The sequence below is a fragment of the Comamonas thiooxydans genome (assembly GCF_002157685.2).
GTDB classification, from domain to species: Bacteria; Pseudomonadota; Gammaproteobacteria; order Burkholderiales; family Burkholderiaceae_C; genus Comamonas; species Comamonas testosteroni_H.
In genome coordinates, this window is sequence record NZ_AP026738.1 from 3,934,880 (window position 1) to 3,952,711 (window position 17,832).

The following is a 17,832-nucleotide window of genomic DNA, read 5'->3' on the forward strand; positions in this document are numbered from 1 at the left end:
AGGCCGGTGTCGGTCTTGGTGCTGGTCGCCGTCCGCTTGGCAGTCCAGCACACTACGGGACTGGTGGCGGCTTCATGCTCGGCTTGAACCGTCACCCGCACCTCACCCAAGGTGAGATCGTGCCCTGCTGCAGCGCCGGATGTCACTACGGGCATGCACCTGTCATTGCAGGCAGAAGCAATTGCCAGAGAGGGTACGCGTCGAGCCAAATAGCCAAGCAGCCGACCCCGAGGACGAAGTTGCCGCTCAAGCAGTGGTCCGTGATCGGCTGCGTATTCCGGTCAAACTGACCGCGTGTGCCGGTTGTGGCTGACTAGGCTGCTGGTCGTGACCGACTGAGTTCGGCCAAGAGCAGACTGTCGGTTTTGCTAGGAAAAGGTCAGTTTCAGGCATTGCGGCTGTGAACTCTGGACTGACTTTCATGACGCCCTGCTATCGGACGCGCGGAAACACTCGTCCAGTGCGCCCCTGGTAGCTTCTGTATACATTTCCGAAGTGCTCGACCATCATGCGCTCCTCGCGCGGAATCCGAGCCACGCAAAGTGCGAAGACTGCAATGAAGGCGGCCCAACCGGCGATCCAGTTATTCAGTAGCATCGCTTGGCTAAGACCTAGCGCTATGAAGGATGCATACATTGGATGGCGAACATGTCGGTACACGCCCTCGGTGATCAGTTGGTGGTCATTGCCGAGTTCCAGCGTCACCGACCAGTTCTTTCCAAGATCCGCGTGCGAACGCCAGAACAGCCAGAGGCCATAGATCGCAAGACATGCGCCAATCCAGACACAAGCTTCGGGAAGCGTGTAGTCAGCGAATCGAAGCAGCCGCGACGACAAATACAGTACAGGCAGCAAAATCTGCCCCACAACAACCAACAGGATGAGGATCCTGTCTTGGAAGTCGGCCTCGCTGATTTGCTTGGGCACCGAAGCCGTCCGGGCCCTGTAGAAGACGCGGATGGAGAGGTAGGTCAACAAGCCTGCGAGAAAGAGGAGATGAGGCAGTTCAAGGTGCATACGAATACTCGGACCCAAAAGAGGTGTTGATAGGATGTTGCGAATATGCGAGCATTTATTCAGTTTTGCTACTCGTGTTCGAATCCGCCGTGAAAGAAGCTCCTCCTCCTCGCAAGTCACCACGTCAAGCACGCTCCCACGCGACGGTTGATGCAATACTCGATGCCACTGCTCGCATTCTGGTCGAGCGTGGGTACGTCAATGTGACCACGAACGCCGTCTCCGAACGAGCCGGCGTAAGTGTCGGATCCCTTTATCAGTACTTCCCTAACAAGGAATCTTTGCTGGGAGCGGTGAGGCTGCGGCACTCGGAGCGAATGGAGCGAGAGGTTCTTCGCGCCTTTGATCAACCCGAGGCAACCTCATTCGATGATGGGATGCGTCGGGCCATCGAAGCAGTGATCAAGGCACACCTTGTTGAACCGGATCTTCACCAAGCGTTGGAAGGGCAGTTTGCAGTTAGCGACAACACATCGGCACACGATTGCAGCGTAGATATGGTGTTGGAGCGCTTGACCATTGCGCTGGTCAAGCATCGGCGCCAATTCACCATCGAAGACGAGAAGACTTCAGCCTTCGTGTTGACCCAGGCGATTCATTCGCTTGCCCACGCGATGATCAGAAGCCGGCCGGGCGGGATCTCCGTCCAGCAGATGACGCGCGAGGTGGTCTGCTTGGCGCGCGGCTATCTGGTGTGCCCACGATGATGAATACGAACTCTCGCTCAACATGTCTAAGACAACTAGCTACGTCAGCTTTGGGTCGTTTGCTGCCGGTGGTTAGTACAAGCAGGCTGGTCCTCACGTATCGGAATGATGGTCAATTAAGGCCAGCGACCGCAATCGGCAGCCATAAGTCCGTAGCGTTGATCAATCCAGAGAAGGCGGTTCTCGACCAAGGCCACTTCTCTTTTGAAACTCCAACGAATAAGTTCCGCAGAGCTATGCAAAAGCGACTAGCGCACCTCCTGCATTGCTCGATAGGCCACCTCAAAGCGGGGGTCCAGCATGGCACCTACATTGCAGCGCGACCAAGGCGAAGTCTGGCTCGGATCAAGGTTGAAAACATGACCCGGAGCCATGGTGACTTTGTGGGCCAGCAAACGCTCGGCTAGACGCACGGCATCCGGATTGCCGGGGAACGTGGCCCAGAGGTAAAGCGACTGAGGGTTACGCGCAAACACTTCGCAGTTGTGCATCTCCAACCAATCCAACGCTTGCTCCGTTGCCTTACCCAAACGCTGGCGCAAGCGCACGAGATGCCGCTCGTAATGGCCTTCGCGGAGCATCACATCGACCATGCGCTCGCAGTATTCGGACCCGCTCACATGGATCAGTGATCGCAAATCTGCCAGGTCGCTGGCTAAAGCATCGCTGCAGGCGATGAATCCCACGCGAAGGGCTGCAGAAAACGACTTAGAAAAACTGCCTATATAAATCGTGCGTTCCAGTTGATCCAGCGTGGACAAACGCACTGACGAGGTTGGTTTGAAATCGGCCAATGGGTCGTTCTCCACCAGCAAGAGGTTATGCCGTTCTGCAAGTTGCAGGACCCGGTAAGCCTTGGCAGCGCTGATGTCCGAGCCAGTGGGGTTGTGCGCCAGAGACTGGGTAAAGAACAAGCGCGGGCGCTCGGTCAACAGCAACTGCTCCAAAGCCTGGACATCGGGTCCATCGGCTTGCCTGGGGACTCCCAGCACGCGCGCCCCTGCCAGCTTGAGCTTGCCAAACAGCAAATAGTAGCCAGGATCGTCTACCAGCACCGTCGCGCCGGGCGGGACGAAGTAGCGAATCACCAGATCCATGGCTTCATTCGCACCCTGGGTCAGGACCAGTTGCTGAGGTGTGACACCCAGGCCGAACACACCCAGCTTGCGCACCAGGCTATCGCGCAGCGGCGCATAGCCAAAGCGGCTGCCATAGCGAAACAAGGACCCCAATCCGGTTCGCACCACTTTCTGGTGATAGCGATCCATGCGCATATCGGCCAGCCACTCTATAGGCGGAAATCCATCGCCAACCGCGACAGCATCTGGCTGGGTCTTGAGTTGCTCGCGCATCAACCAGACCACATCCATCGCACGATTGAGCTGTCCTGCGTCTTCATCCTGAGCCGCATGGCGGGCCTGCGGTTGAACATAAAAGCCAGCACCACGCCGTGACTCCACCAAGCCGCGCGAGACCAAAAGATCAAAGGCGGCCACCACGGTGTTTTTGGCGTAACTGTGCAAATGCGCCAGCTCACGCAAGGACGGCAGCTTGTCCCCTGCACGATACACGCCATCGGTTATTTGCTGCCCTATCAAATCAGCTAAACGCTCTGCAATAGGGGCCTGACGCTTGCTACCACCCGCCATTCAAGTCTCCTAGATCGTGAGTTGTCAGTATGTATGCAGATGGGTCCAATGCTGCATTGCGGCAGTACTGTTCTTGCAAACTGTACCTGTATTTAAAGGTACAGTTTGAATAAATTCTCGGCCAACCGTCCCCTTGTATTGATATCCAGATCTGGATCTGTAGGAGTTTTCATGGCCGTCGATTCGCGTCTTCCCAATTTCCGAGCTCTCACTCCCGCACAGCGCTGGGAGCATGTCGCCACCGCATGCAATCTCAGCGCCGAAGAGCGCAATCTACTAACCCAAGCGGGCGCCCTGCCCGCCACCTTGGCTGACGGGATGATCGAAAATGTGGTGGGCACGTTCGAGCTACCCATGGGGGTCGCCGGCAACTTCCGCATCAATGGTCGCGATGTGCTGATTCCGCTCGCAGTGGAAGAACCCTCCATCATTGCAGCTGCATCGTATATGGCCAAGCTGGCCCGTGAAGACGGAGGCTTTGATACATCAAGCACCTTGCCGCTGATGCGTGCGCAAGTGCAAATCGTCGGCATCAACGACCCCTATGGTGCAAGACTGGCGTTGTTCAAGGCCCGCGATGAGATCCTCGCGCAAGCCAATAGTCGAGACAAGGTGCTGATCAGCCTGGGCGGTGGCTGCAAGGACATCGAAATCCATGTCTTCCCCGATTCTCCACGCGGCCCTATGGTCGTGATGCACCTGATCGTGGACGTGCGCGATGCCATGGGTGCCAACACCGTGAACACCATGGCCGAATCAGTCTCGCCACTGGTGGAGAAAATTACCGGTGGTTCGGTGCGCCTGCGCATTCTCTCGAACCTGGCAGATCTGCGCCTGGCCCGTGCTCGTGTGCGCCTGACACCACAAACCCTGGCCACCAAGGAGCGCAGCGGCGAAGCAATTATTGAAGGCGTGCTCGACGCCTACACCTTCGCCGCCATCGACCCCTACCGCGCCGCTACCCACAACAAGGGCATCATGAACGGTATCGACCCCGTCATCGTCGCTACAGGCAACGATTGGCGCGCGGTGGAAGCCGGTGCCCATGCCTATGCCAGCCGCAACGGCCAATACACCTCGCTGACGCACTGGGAAAAAGACAATGCAGGCGCCCTGGTGGGAACGATCGAGTTGCCCATGCCCGTGGGCTTGGTGGGCGGTGCCACCAAGACCCATCCGCTGGCACGCCTGGCGCTCAAGATCATGGAGGTGAAATCTGCCCAGGAACTGGGCGAGATTGCCGCCGCCGTGGGTCTGGCCCAAAACCTGGGTGCTTTGCGCGCGCTGGCCACCGAAGGCATTCAGCGCGGCCATATGGCACTTCACGCTCGCAATATTGCACTGGTCGCAGGTGCCGTGGGTGAAGAAGTAGAGATCGTCGCCAAGCGCCTGGCTGCCGAGCATGACGTACGCACCGATCGCGCACTGGAAGTGCTGCAAGAAATTCGCGCCCAGCGCTAAGCGTCCTCAGTCTCGCCAGGCACATTCGGGCGAGGCTTTTTCTACCCGAAACGGGAACAACAACAAGCAAGGAGACAAGGCTATGAGTTCCGACAAGCAAGCCTCGCACTGGCAACTCGCTGAGGTCTGGGGTGATACCGTTGACCTGAAGCACCTGAGCTGGTCCATCCTGATCGGCATCGGCATCAGCGTGCTCGGCTTTTTTGCAGCCAGCCGCTGGTTGAGCTCGGTGGTCGAATCCAAACAGCTGGCTCATGCCTACGCCATGCTCGCTGGTCTGGCCGGCTGCGTGCTGGCCGGGATTATTTGCGCCCGCATCTTCCCTCCCAAACGTGTGGTGACCGAAGAAGACATCTCCAGCAACCCTGAATGGCGCGCCGAGGTGCTGCGTGAGCTGGAGCAGCAGCCCGGTGGCCTGGGTTCGGTGTCTGACCTGCCTCCAGTCGTGGTGCAGGAGCTCAAGGAACTCAAGCTCTACGAGCTTTTCATCACGCCCGGCACATCCAGAAGCCGTGATGGTCAATAACCCAGGGAGTACACGGCATGGATCCTCAACTCATTGAACAAATCGGCGTTGCTGCGGGCATGGGCCTGATCGGCGCCATCGTCTTTGCTGCAATCGGACTGGTTTCCGGCACCGACGAAACCACGACACTCGCACCACTCACCCTGCTGGTCGTTTTGCTCGGCGTTCCGCCTGCAGGCGTCTTTACCTTCTTTCTGGCTGGTGCTGTTGCCAAGCACATGACCCATGCCGTTCCTACAGCGCTGCTGGGCATCCCCGGAGATACACTCGCCACGCCTTTGCTGCAGGATGCAGACTTGCTTCGCAAACTTGGCGTGCCGCATATTGCCTTGCGCAAAATGGTCTCGGGCGCCATCGTCGCTGCCTTTGTCGCCGTGCCGCTGGCGGTGCTGTTTGCCGTGATGTTGGCACCGTTCGGCTCAACCATTACCAAGACTGCGCCCTGGATTTTTCTGGCCGCAGCCGTGCTGATTGCTTATTTCTCCAAAGGCCGCTGGGGTGCAATTGCTTTGCTCGTGCCTTTTGTGGTGGTGATTCTGGCTCTGCAGGCACTGACTGCCAAGTACGACACCAAGCTCAGCATCAGCTACTTCCTGGGTATCGCCATTGGACCTCTGGTCGCCGATCTTTTTACCGTGATGGCGCCCGCGGGCCGCAAGAGCATGTTGCGCGACAAGGTTCGCCAGTTCAACCTGGCTCCTGATGTCAAAGGTTGGTCAGGCTATTTCCCCAATCCTCTCAAGGTGCTGGATCGAACCCAGACCCGTTGGACATTGACGACTGCCGCCATTTCCAGCGCAACCTTTGTGTTCAGTCCCGTGGCCATGACCGTGGTGCTGGGCGAGTTGGTGGGCTCTCGCATCAAACACGCGTATCACCGTCTGACCACGGTGCTGAGCGCTCGTAACGGTGTGACAGAAGCCACCTACATTGCTGAAGCGCTGATCCCGCTGATCGCCTTTGGTTTGCCCTTGAGTCCTGTGGCTGCCGGCCCTGCTGCTCCATTGTTCAATGCACCTCCACGCTTTACGGTGGATGCTGCTACGGGCCAGACCCACAATCTGCACAACCTGCTGAGCCACTGGGAGTTTCTGGGCTACGGCATGTTGTCGGTGTTGCTTGCCGCAGTGGTGTCCTATCCGTTTGCAATGAACTACGCGCGCCGTGCTGCAATGTTTGTCTCGCGCAAAGTCAGCCATGAAGCAATCATCGCCACCTTTGTCGGCCTGATCATCGTGATCAGCGTCTGGGAAGGCGGTCTGCTGGGTCTGCTGGTGATCTTGACCATGGGCCTCATGGGTGGCCTGCTCTCCCGAACCTTCGGCTTCAACACCGGCGTGCAGTTCATGGGCTATTACACAGCCGTGCTCAGCGTTCCTGCGCTGCTCAAGCTCATCTGAAAGCGAGGACAGCGATGTCGAATGCATCGGACCGCCGGGTCAAGATCGTGGAAGTCGGGCCACGCGACGGCCTGCAAAACGAAAAGCTTCCTGTGCCATTGAACGCCAAGGTCGAGCTGATCAATCAGCTCAGCCGCGCAGGCCTGCGCTTTATCGAAGCGGCTTCGTTTGTGTCGCCCAAATGGGTGCCGCAAATGGCCGGCAGCGCCGAAGTCATGGCCTTGATCGACCGTGACTCCGGAGTTTGCTACAGCGCACTGACGCCCAATCTGCAAGGACTGGAAACCGCTCTGGCTGCTCGCTGTGATGAGGTGGCGGTCTTTGGCGCGGCTTCGGAAACCTTCTCGCAACGCAATATCAATTGCAGCATTGCACAGAGTCTGGATCGCTTCAGGCCTTTGGTGCAGAAGGCGCTGAAGGCTGGCGTCCCTGTGCGTGGCTATGTATCCTGCGTGCTGGGCTGTCCCTATGAAGGCGATGTTGCTGCAGAGGCAGTCTTGCAGGTTGCGCAGGAGCTTTTGGCCATGGGATGCCATGAGATTTCTCTGGGCGATACGATTGGCCGCGGCTCGCCCGAATCCACACGCAAGCTGCTGGAAGTCTGCCTCAGGGACCTTCCCAGCGCGCGCCTGGCGGGCCATTTTCACGATACCTATGGTATGGCAGAAGCCAATGTCTGCACTTCGCTGGAGATGGGACTGCGCATTTTCGACAGCTCTGTGGCAGGCCTGGGGGGCTGCCCCTATGCCCTGGGCGCTTCCGGCAATCTGGCCACAGAAAAGCTGCTCCATGCCTTGCATGCCATGGGCTATGAAACCGGCGTAGATATGTCCAGGGTTCAAGCCGCAGGTCGCTATATCCGACAAGTGCTGAGCGATTTGCATGACCGGCAAGTGGTGCAGCACTGAAACCTGCGCTCTACATAGACACCAGCGCAAAAAGGCCTTGAGATCTCAAATCTCTCGGCCTTTTTCTTTGAAGGCGTCAACGCCCGCTGTCAGAGCAAGTCCCGACTTCTACACGCAAGTCCGCCATGCGCTGCAGCAATCGTTGGAGTCTCTGAGATGAACTGCCTCGACCCGCCAGAAGCACTCACCAGAGAGAAGATCTTCAAGGAATGCTCCTGGCCGAACTGCGACTGCCGCTATTCGACCCGGAGCGAACATTGGTAGGTACTTTGCAGCCTTCAAGTTAAAGTGCAACTCCGTTCTGGATGAACGTCGCGGTGCATCGATCGCCAACCAAGATTGCAAGCCACTTCTGCAGGCGGCTAAGCTCAAACATTAGGTCAATCAAGATATGCAGCTAGGCTTTCACGCGAGCATTTTCGACGAGTCCACCCGAACTCTCGCTGATGCACTTCGCCCGCTCTTTGACAAGCTATCTGAGCAACTGTCAGGCGAGTACGGCGGCCCAATGGAGCATCTTTGGATTGACGTAGAGTTGCGCATAGGCTCGGCCAAGCCAGATGGCCAGCCCCGACATACCTTTCGACTACAGAAGCGCGTCTCCGGCAGAGGTCATTTTGGTCTTCCAGCCATACCAGACAGGTTCAATGTCGGGCACTATAGCGTTCGGCCAGATTTTTCGATTTTGGCCACTCATTCAACTGAAGAGTCGATATCGCACATAGTTCAACTCATCTATGAGTCTCTGGCGGCGCTTGAACTCAAGCGGCGCAAGGTTGGCGAATTCGACATAAGGCTACTTCGCGAACGCTTCCTGCATACATGCAAAGAACTTGGCGTTTCGATTCAATCCAGCTAACCAGCCATCAAAAGTGCCGTCGCATTTCTGTGCAGTACCTGTGGCCCAGCTGGTTGGTTAAGCCGACGCGCACAAGCTTCACTTGCGTATGCCCTCCGGCTTCGCGCCACGGTGCAGCCTACCGCGAGCGTTGTTCTTCCGCATTGACGTTTTGATAATGGCTGCTTCTGGCTGTCTTTCACCTCAATGATTGCGATGACTGGCTCATACTCGTCAACAGAGTCGATTGTGGTGCACCTCCAGCCCAGCGCCAGACAACTCACCTCCCCTCTTGCTGAGGGACAATAAAACTAAGCGTCGCGGTATAGCGTACATCGTTATATTTTTTACCGCCCACAGCAACCACTGCATCATTGACGCGAGCCGATACCTCGAGCACATACAGGCCAGGGAAAGACGGCGTGAAGCTCACCGTACCGTCCTTTGACGGGGTCAGTGAACGGCGCCATCCTTCCCCCGTTTCGATATTCACTTGACTCGCTGCAACAGCTCGTCCCTTGAATATCAATCGAAAGGTGCTTCCATCAGGATGGGTCGGAACCAGCTCCAAGTCGTTGATGGCCTGAATGTCCTGGCGACCGTAGCGAGCTTGATAGTAGGTAAGAACTCCATCATCGAACCCGGTTGCAGAGAAGCGCAGATCGCTGAATGGCCTGGGAACAACGATATGGTTGATCGCAGTCTGAATTGGCAATGATTTGCCATCAGCTTGCATTGCCCTGGGCTCCAGCAATGTAGGCAACTTGTCTAAAGGTTTGTGTAACTCTCCTACGTAGGCTCGGACCTCCGTCCCCTCGGGCTGCACCCAGAGATACTCCGCTTGTGCCTCTGCTGAACACCATAGGCCACTGACTAGCAGGCACAACGCCATTCGATGAAATACGGGAAACAATTGCACTCAGCGATCCTCATCTTCAAGGTTGTATCCAATGCGCTCGGTGTCTTGGCGCCTTTGGGATTTCTTCCTGCTCGACAATGGTCTGCAGTTCAGGCTCTGCATCGAACAACACATAGCAATGGCTGGGCAGGCTTATTGCCGGTCAGCGCGGAGTTTCTCTCCGCCTTGCCCAGAATCAGTTGTGGTCCATCATTGCGAACTCCACGGCAGCGAAGTACCGACGTTTAGCTTTGAATATCAGCATTCAGAAGTCATAACGCATTCCGACATTTACGCTGCGCGGAGCACCCCAGGTGTAGAACAAGCCTGCCGCGGTAAAGTTGGTGAGCCCGGCCATGTACTTCTTGTCCAGTGCATTGTTCACGTTCAGGCTGAACGACAGGTGCTTATCGACCTGATAGCGCGCCATCAGGTCTAGCACCGCATAACCCCTCTGCGACAAAGTGGCAGCGCTATTGCTCATCGAGGTCTTGCCCTGCCAGCGTGTGGCCGCTCCCACAGTCAGTCCCCGCAACGAGCCCTGGTCAAAGCGATAGGTCGTGCCGAGCTTGAACTGGTACTTGGGATATTGACTGGCGCTGGTGAGCGAGCTGCTTTGCTGCACCAGACTGCCCTGCGCTTGCCAACCGCGCGCGAGTTCACCCGCCAACTCCAGCTCCCAGCCACGCCGCGTTGCAGACGAGACCGCACGATAGGCCGTATTGCCCGCAGGAGTGAGATCACCGCTCTCCTCTGCGGTGTTTTCCGTCTTCATCCAGAAGTGAGCGATGCTGGCGTTCAAGCGCTTGTCGAAAAATTCGCCCTTGGCGCCGATCTCATAAGTGTTGCCCTCCTCCGGTGCCAGCGTTGCACCCCGTGCATCCTGAGCCGTCTGCGGCTGGAAAATGTTGGCATAGCTTGCGTACAACGACACGTTCGGCCGCACTTCGTAGACCAACCCAGCGTACGGGGTGATCACGCCGTTCTCCTTCATGTCATAGTTCCACCAGTATGGTGTGATGTCACGCTCTTCAAACCGTGTGACGCGTAACCCCGTGATCAACTGCAGAGGATCCGCCACCCGGAAGCGTCCCGCAGCATAGGCATAACGCTGCTTCTGACTGAATTTGTTGTTGCCGTAGTTCAAAACACTGAAATCAGGCTGAGGCAGCACCGCCCCACCCTGTGCCATGTTGATACCGAGATTGCCGAGCGGCACCAGGTTCAACGCATTCAGCGGCAATTGCACATTGCTGTGAAAGCGCGATACGCCTGCGCCGGCCAGAATTTCATGCGAGCGGCCCAACAGCTCGAATGACCCCTTCACATCCAGATTGACGCTCCAGTTATCGGTCTCCATGTTGCGCCACCGGCCGAAGCTTGCGCGGTCCTGGTCGTAGAAGTAGCCAGCCTTCATATCGTCCATGGATACGTTCTGATGTGAAAACTTAAGCGTGGCTGTCCAGTCATCCGCCAGACGTTGCTCCAGACTGCCGAAGAGATTGAGACCTTTTTGGGAATATCCGCCCCAGGGGGCCCCGGTGTTGAAAGAGCGCGGCATCCACGCCACCTCACCACCTGTTCGCGTGTAGCGCTGGATCGGCTGCGTAGTGCCGATGCCTTGTGCATCGCGTTCGCGATAAGTCATACCGAGGTTGAGGACTGTACTAGGAGTGATGTCCGCTTCGAGTGCCCCGAACAGCATCTTGCTGCTGCTCTTTTCATGATCGCGAAATCCCCCTGCGTCCATGGCAGAAGCGACCAAACGCCCCCGCACCGTGCCCGCCTCGTTCAGTGGACCGCTCACATCGGCCTGTGTTCGATAAGTGTCCCAGCTCCCCGCATTGGCACGCACGCTGGCCTGAAATTCGCGGGTCGGGCGTTTACGGATCATGTTCACTGTCGCGCCATAGTCGCCCTTGCCGACTACCAGACCGGATGAACCCTTGAGGACCTCGATCCGGTCGATCTCCGCCATATCGTCAAGCGAAAACATGGTGCTGGTAAGGTAGTACCAGCCGCTGCTCAGCTGTGCCATGCCATCAGTCTGCAGGTTTACCTTTGCCCCGCGCGCTTGAAAGTCAGTGGCATTGTTCTGCCTGTAGACGGCGATGCCGGGGGTCTGTTCCATCACATCGGTCAGCGTCTCCAGCTTGAAGTCATCCATGCGCTGACGCGTCATGACAGTCACGGATTGAGGTGTCTCGCGTAGCGAGAGATTCAGGCCCGTTGCCGTCCGGCTGGGACCCGTCTGGGTGTAGCTGCCGGTGCCCTCGGTCACGCCGTCCCTCTCAAGCTGTGCGGTCACCGTGACTGTGGCCAGCGATGCGGAATCATCATTTGACGCGATGGCCCTGATGATCAGGCCACCCCCTTGAGTCACGGCGACCAAGCCGCTTCCAGCCAGCATCTGCTCCACAGCCTGCTTCAGCGTGAGTGCTCCATGGACGGGGCGCGCTGTCTTGCCGGCTACCAGCGCGGGAGCAAAACCGATCGAGGTGCCAGAGGCTGCTGCCAGCTCGTTGAGTGCGCTCCCCAATGGCTGGGAAGTGATCGAGAAGCCGATGCTCTTTGCGCTATCAGCAGCGGATTGCGCCTGCGCAATCATCGGAGCAAGGACTGCCAGGGCTGCGGCCAAAGCAAGAGGAGCGGGCTGGAAATGAGGCTGCGTGAAGCGCATGGAGAGGGATTCCGAACGTCGAGTAATGAATGAAAATGAAACTCACTACTCTTTAAGACGCATCAGATCACCAGAAATACACCCCTGGTCCGAAAAAAATTCGAAATGGCCGCATTGAGCATGAAGTGCTCAATGCGCACTGACGATTTCAGTCTTCCCCGATGACATGCTGACCAGCTTCACAGGCAGGATCTGGGTCAGCATGCGCGCAAACTCCCCTGGCCTATCAATCTGGTAGCTGCCGCCGATGGTCAGAGCGGCAACCACAGGGTCGCGGATCTCCAGGCCCGTAGGGCCATAGCGTTCCAGCTCCAGCAATGCATCAGCCAGTGAGGTGTTATCAAAACGCACCAAGCCCTTGCGCCATAGGGCAACACTGCCGGGAGAAATGCTGGCTACCTCGCCTAACACCCCATTGGATGACACCCTCAGACCTTGTCCCGCCAGCAATTCGACAGGCAGATCAGCCTTCGCGCTGGCGGTGCTGTAGGAACTGGCGACCCGTACATGGCCCTTCTCCACCGAAACATTGACAGCCCCGGCATCAGCCCCCTGGTTGCGATAGCGAACGGAAAACCGTGTCCCGAGTACCGTGACATGCGCAGGCCCAGCGAGAACATGAAATGGCTTATTGGGATCGGCCGCAACCGAGAACATGATGTGTCCATCAGCAATCCGCACTTCTCGGCGGTCGCGGTACATGGTGACCTGAGCCTGGGTGTCGGTGTCCATGGCGAGCTCGGTACCATCTGGCAAGGTGACAAGTCTTTGCTGCCCCTTCTGTGCAACATAGCTGCTCTCGAATGTCGGCTGCAGCATCCATTGATGCCATCCAATCCCTGCCGCAAAGACCGCAGCACAACAGGCAGCGACTAGGGCAGAGCGCGGCTGCATCCAGTTCAACAGAACGCCTGCACGCGCCCATACCTCCATCGCCTTCGGCTTCGCGGGCTCACCGCCTGGCTGCGCAGAAGATCCACCGCTGGCAATGGCTTCGCTCTTGAACGAGGAGCGTGCTTTTGCAACCATGTCGGAAGGAGCAGAACGCAGCACCGCCATGTCTTGCGTCAGACGACGAAATGCCGTGTCATGCGCAGCATCCTCAGCCAACCACTGACGCAGGGCTTCATGATCGCTCTCGCTCAAGCCTTGCTCCCAACGCGAGTGCCATTCGACGGCCGCCACATCTACCGGATTCTGTCGACTGAAAAAATCCGCAAGCTCGCGCGCTTCCGCAGCCTCGTCAAAGGAGGCTGGCACATTGCGCTGGGATGCAAAAGAGTGACTCATCTTATGGATACGGATGCGCGGGACGGGGCAAGAATTCACCCTCGGCGAAACAGCTACGCAAAACGCACGCGAATTTGCGATCACTCGGCATTATCAAGTTCCATTCTGCGCGCAGCACAAGCAAGTTTTCCGCGGCTGATGTACTGATTCACCATGCTCAGCGACACCCCCATCCGCTCTGCAATTTCCTTGTTGGGCAACTCATCGAAGATGTACATGCAGAAGGCATCACGACACCGAGGCGGCAGTCCCTCGATAGTGTCAAGATACGCTTGAATGCTCTGAGACGACGCATAGGCATGCTCGGGCTGCAGATGCAGAGGACTCGCAGGCTGATCCATCTCCTCCAAAGAATCGATATTTTGATGCTGGCGCACCTCAGCCCGTCTATCCATATCGATTTTGGCGCGCAAGGCCACCTGCCTCAGCAATGCACCTGGCTCAAGAATGACCTGCCCCTTCTGCTGCATGGAAAGCACACGGGCATAGCTTTCCTGCGCCAAGTCAGCCGCAGTATCGCGGTCTCTCACTTTGCGCATGCAGAAATTCAACAGGTCTCTGTAGTAGCGGGTCAGCACGATCCAAAAAAGCCAGTAGCTATGAGTGAGGTCGAACGTGCGCGGCAATAAGACAGCCTGGAGCCCTGGCGCAAAGAGTTGCGATCAACTACACGGCAAAAATTATAAGTTGTTAATGCGACTTATTCTCAATCAATGTATCCAATGTGATGCGAACTGCGGGTACTGGTCGGTCGTGACCCCTGTTCAGCTCAATGTTGGCCGGCATACCTGATGAGCACCGAAAGCAAACGCCTCAAGCCGCCGTTCGGAAATCTGCCGTGGCCGGCAGCTACTGGCCGATAGCTGCCAACCGACAGAGACCCGGAGCCAGGCTGGTGCCGCTTTAACTGCTCCCCAAGGTACCAATGTCAGCAGCCACTCTGCCTCTTTCATTTACTCAGCCTGCCACTGGTCGATACACAACTTTCAGCTCCTGCGCACCACACGTTTCTATTGCGTGGACGACCGAAGAAAAGGCCATTGCATGCCTCGATCCAAACAGAGCACATCCAGGCTGGAGTCGTATATAGAGCGCAGCGGTTTGATGGCCCTGCCTTCAAAGAAGAGCAAAGCACGAAGCTGGACCGATCTGAAAAAGCTGGCTCCTGAAGGCAGACGTTCACTAGCCGGTAATGAATGAACTACGTGGCCATCAGCTCGTATTACCGCTCTGCCGCCATGAAGTTTGACGGCTTGCTCCCGAGCCTCTTGCGAAACATCGTGGAGAACGCACCCGGACTGTCATAGCCCAGTTGAAGCGCCACCGTTGTCACCGAATCACCGGTCCCCAGCTTGGACATTGCAACAAGAAGACACGCCTGGCTTCTCCACTCTGAAAACGATATTCCGGTTTGCGAGCGAAAGAACCGGCTGAAGGTGCGTTCACTCTGGTGTAGCTGCTGTGCCCAGGCCAGTGGCGACAAGCGCACGTCGGGCTGGTGAAGGAAAGCAATGCACAGAGTCGCCAGCCGCTCATCTCGCGGTAGCGGCGCAAAGAACGGCAGTGCTTCAGCGCGGCCGACCTCCAACAGCAAAAGCGACATCAGCACGCCATCGCGACAGCGCTCGTCATACAGCGCCGGCAAGTCGATGGCTTCGATGAGCAACTGCCGTAGCAGCGGGGACACGGCCAGCACCTCGCAATGCGATTGGCTCCGTGGTACCTCGTCAGGCTCAATGTACAGGCTTCGAGTGTTGACTCCCACCATCTTCACCCTGTGCGGCTTGCCTGCTGGAATCCACACGCCGCAGTGGGGAGGTATCACCCAGGCGCCATCGTCAGTACCGACCTCCATCAATCCAGTCGCTCCATAGAGGAACTGTGCACGGCGATGGCTATGGGTATCCAGAACGGTGCCAGGCGCATAGTCGGTGCCAATGGCCACAACGGCGCGAGGCGTGGCATCGAGGGAGTTCAGTGATTGATTGCGCACAGCAAGACTGCAAGGAGCGAATGGCCGAAATGCAAATATTGTTGACCAAACATCGAAAGCGCGCCACTCCAGAGCCATCTACTGTGATGGCTCCTGCATCAACGGAGTTTTTCGTGTCCTTGTATTTATTGTTGGCGGTCTGCGGATGTGTGACAGGCGTCACTACCGTTCTCTTTGGTTTTGGTGGCGGATTCGTGGTGGTTCCACTGCTGTACCGCTTGCTGTCTACACCGAATGCCCCAGACAGCGCAGCGGGGCAGTCTGCCATGCAGATTGCCGTTGCAACATCCACCTGCGTGATGGTCTTTGGTGCGCTACTGGCAACTTGGCGTCACCAACGCGCAGGAACAGTGGATTGGACGAATGTCAGGCCTTTGCTGGGTCCCATTGGCGCAGGGGCCGCACTTGGCGCACTTGCGGCAACCGTTGTTCAAAGCGAATGGCTGCGTTGGGCATTTGCGGCATATCTGGTGCTGACCATTCTGGACTGTTGGTTGAGGCCTGGGTTTCTTGCTCAGCCCGCAGCAAGGCAGCACCGCCCTGGGCCGCTGGCGAATGCACTGTCCGGACTGGTGATCGGGTGGGTTGCTGCATTGCTAGGGGTCGGCGGCAGCGTGATGACCGTTCCCCTGATGCGCCGCCGTGGAGTCGAAATGACACGAGCTACCGCCATGGCGAATCCGCTATCGCTGCCGGTCGCGCTGGCAGGAACAGGGACCTACATCGTCCTGTCCACTCAATCTCCTTTACCTCTTGGAGAGTGGCACCTCGGCTATATCGACATACGAGCCGCTGCTGTGCTCGTGGCCGGTTCCTGGATCGGTATCCGTGCAGCATCGCTGTGGATCGGGCGCATTCCAGACCGAGTTCACGCGAAGGTCTATCTAGGTCTGTTGATCGCCGTTTTTTTGGCTATGGTGACAACATGACTGTGCACTACTCTGCCTTCATCCCGAACGTCGGCTTGTGAACGAAGGCTCTATTTCGCCAGAGCCCCTGAAGCAGTCGTCAGCCGACTTGCTGCTTGCATCGAACGCCTGCTGACGCAGGCTTCTATAGAACCCGCACTACCGGCCATTGGCATTCGTTCGGGTGAGAAGCCTTCACGATCTACCAAGAGCCGCATGTGCGATATGGCCTGATGAGGCCTCTGATAAAGGTATGGCTCAGGCAGTAAATCGCTTCAGAATCAACGACGCATTTACACCGCCGAAACCAAATCCGTTGAGCATGGCGTGCTCCATTGCATGAGCACGCGCACTCCTGGCGATCAGGTCCAGGCCGTCCGCCAAAGGGTCTGGCTGCTCTAGGTTGAGCACGGGTGGCGCGATCTGGTCGCGCAAGGCCAATACTGTGAAGATCGCAGCAGCTCCGCCTGCAGCTCCCAGCATGTGACCCACGGCTGATTTGGTGGCCGTGATGGAAGGGCCGGTGCCTAATCCAAACACTTGACGAATGGCTGCCAGCTCTCCCCGGTCACCCACGGGAGTAGAGGTTGCGTGAGCATTCAGGTGTTGAATATCACGAGCTTGCAACTGCGCCTGTCGCAACGCGGCGCGCATCGATCGCGCTGCGCCTGATCCATCCTCGGGACCTGAGGTGACATGGTATGCATCGGCAGAGGTGCCATAGCCCACGACCTCGGCCAGCGGTCTGGCGCCGCGCGCCAATGCATGATCCAGTGCCTCCAGCACCAGCAGGCCGGCACCTTCGGCCATGACAAAACCGTCCCGTGCCTGATCGAAAGGTCGGGAAGCCTTCGTGGGATCGCCGCCGCAGAAAGTGGTCACTGCTTTTGCCGCTGCAAAGCTGCCGATCGCAACTCGGTCAATCGTGGCTTCGCTACCACCGCAGAGCGCCATGTCCGCTTCGTCATTGCGAATCAGACGTGCCGCATCGCCAATGGCCTGGATGCTGGCTGCACAAGCCGTCACCGGAGCACCCAACGGCCCCTTGAGCTGGTGCCTGATCGACACCTGTCCCGAAGCCAGATTGGCCAGGAACGCCGGTACGGTGAAAGGCGACAGGCGCTGCGGCCCTTTGCCATCCGTGGTTCGCACCGCTTCAACAATGGTGCTGAAGCCGCCCACACCGGAGCCGATGACGGTCGCCGCGCGCTCCTGTTGTTCGATGCTTGGATGAGCCCATTGCGCGTGTGCCAGAGCCTGGTCTGCCGCGCCCAATGCAAATGCGATGAAGCGATCCATGCGGCGTAGCTCCTTGGCCGAGATCACGGCTTCGGGACTCCACCCTGCTTGCGGGTCCTCCTCCAGGCCCGGCACCCTTCCGGCGATGGAGACGCCTGTGCCTTCACCTACACCGGCGCCCAAGGCACGTACCCCGGACTGGCCGGCCAGCAGGCGTTGCCAGGCCAGCTCCACATTGCATCCTAGAGGAGAGACCAAGCCCAAACCGGTGATGACTACCCGACGTCCCATGCTGCACCTTCCGCTACTGAACCCAGG

14 protein-coding genes are annotated in these 17,832 nt (G+C 57.8%); 6 read left to right on the forward strand and 8 right to left on the reverse strand.

The genetic code is table 11. The annotated features are described in order from the left end of the window. Window positions 1-432 precede the first annotated feature (432 nt). Window positions 433-1,017 carry a protein-S-isoprenylcysteine O-methyltransferase gene (locus CTR2_RS18265; RefSeq protein ID WP_087082078.1) on the reverse strand — a complete coding sequence of 195 codons (585 nt, stop codon included), beginning with the start codon at window positions 1,015-1,017 and terminating at the stop codon, window positions 433-435. 74 nt (window positions 1,018-1,091) lie between these two features. Here CTR2_RS18265 and CTR2_RS18270 point away from each other — a divergent pair, with 74 nt between their 5' ends. Beyond that, window positions 1,092-1,724 (forward strand): TetR/AcrR family transcriptional regulator, encoded by a 633-nt coding sequence (locus CTR2_RS18270; protein WP_176391619.1) that lies wholly within the window; start codon window positions 1,092-1,094, stop codon window positions 1,722-1,724. A 248-nt stretch (window positions 1,725-1,972) separates the two neighbouring features. Here CTR2_RS18270 and CTR2_RS18275 read toward each other — a convergent pair whose 3' ends face one another. Continuing rightward, the gene (locus tag CTR2_RS18275) at window positions 1,973-3,373 is read right to left on the reverse strand and encodes an aminotransferase-like domain-containing protein (protein ID WP_087082075.1); all 1,401 of its coding nucleotides are present in this window, start codon (window positions 3,371-3,373) and stop codon (window positions 1,973-1,975) included. Window positions 3,374-3,544: 171 nt separating this feature from the next. Between CTR2_RS18275 and CTR2_RS18280 the strand changes: the two genes are divergently transcribed. From CTR2_RS18280 to CTR2_RS18295, 4 genes are all read left to right on the forward strand, one after another. Further along, on the forward strand, window positions 3,545-4,834 hold the full coding sequence (locus CTR2_RS18280) for a hydroxymethylglutaryl-CoA reductase, degradative (protein ID WP_087082073.1): 1,290 nt from the start codon (window positions 3,545-3,547) through the stop codon (window positions 4,832-4,834). Between the two features lie 82 nt (window positions 4,835-4,916). Then, window positions 4,917-5,360 (forward strand): hypothetical protein, encoded by a 444-nt coding sequence (locus tag CTR2_RS18285; RefSeq protein ID WP_087082071.1) that lies wholly within the window; start codon window positions 4,917-4,919, stop codon window positions 5,358-5,360. Between the two features lie 17 nt (window positions 5,361-5,377). Continuing rightward, a complete protein-coding gene (locus CTR2_RS18290) occupies window positions 5,378-6,760 on the forward strand; it encodes a tripartite tricarboxylate transporter permease (RefSeq protein ID WP_087082069.1) in 1,383 nt (460 codons plus the stop codon). 14 nt (window positions 6,761-6,774) lie between these two features. Next, a complete protein-coding gene (locus tag CTR2_RS18295) occupies window positions 6,775-7,668 on the forward strand; it encodes a hydroxymethylglutaryl-CoA lyase (protein WP_087082067.1) in 894 nt (297 codons plus the stop codon). 1,118 nt (window positions 7,669-8,786) lie between these two features. Here CTR2_RS18295 and CTR2_RS18300 read toward each other — a convergent pair. From CTR2_RS18300 to CTR2_RS18320, 5 genes are all read right to left on the reverse strand, one after another. Further along, on the reverse strand, window positions 8,787-9,242 hold the full coding sequence (locus CTR2_RS18300; RefSeq protein ID WP_254913257.1) for a DUF4198 domain-containing protein: 456 nt from the start codon (window positions 9,240-9,242) through the stop codon (window positions 8,787-8,789). A gap of 427 nt (window positions 9,243-9,669) precedes the next feature. Then, window positions 9,670-12,084 carry a TonB-dependent siderophore receptor gene (locus tag CTR2_RS18305; RefSeq protein WP_087082061.1) on the reverse strand — a complete coding sequence of 805 codons (2,415 nt, stop codon included), beginning with the start codon at window positions 12,082-12,084 and terminating at the stop codon, window positions 9,670-9,672. A gap of 129 nt (window positions 12,085-12,213) precedes the next feature. After that, complete coding sequence (locus tag CTR2_RS18310; RefSeq protein ID WP_087082059.1) at window positions 12,214-13,374, reverse strand: FecR family protein; 1,161 nt, start codon at window positions 13,372-13,374, stop codon at window positions 12,214-12,216. Between the two features lie 80 nt (window positions 13,375-13,454). After that, window positions 13,455-13,952 (reverse strand): RNA polymerase sigma factor, encoded by a 498-nt coding sequence (locus tag CTR2_RS18315; protein ID WP_087084521.1) that lies wholly within the window; start codon window positions 13,950-13,952, stop codon window positions 13,455-13,457. A 644-nt stretch (window positions 13,953-14,596) separates the two neighbouring features. Continuing rightward, entirely contained in the window at window positions 14,597-15,367 is a 771-nt protein-coding gene (locus CTR2_RS18320; protein ID WP_087082057.1) for an AraC family transcriptional regulator, read from the reverse strand. A 20-nt stretch (window positions 15,368-15,387) separates the two neighbouring features. Between CTR2_RS18320 and CTR2_RS18325 the strand changes: the two genes are divergently transcribed. Continuing rightward, window positions 15,388-16,296: a sulfite exporter TauE/SafE family protein gene (locus CTR2_RS18325; RefSeq protein ID WP_087082055.1), complete on the forward strand. Its 909-nt coding sequence runs from the start codon at window positions 15,388-15,390 to the stop codon at window positions 16,294-16,296. 237 nt (window positions 16,297-16,533) lie between these two features. Here the strand turns inward: CTR2_RS18325 and fabF are convergent, their stop codons facing one another. After that, window positions 16,534-17,805: a beta-ketoacyl-ACP synthase II gene (gene fabF, locus CTR2_RS18330; protein ID WP_087082053.1), complete on the reverse strand. Its 1,272-nt coding sequence runs from the start codon at window positions 17,803-17,805 to the stop codon at window positions 16,534-16,536. Window positions 17,806-17,832: the final 27 nt, after the last annotated feature.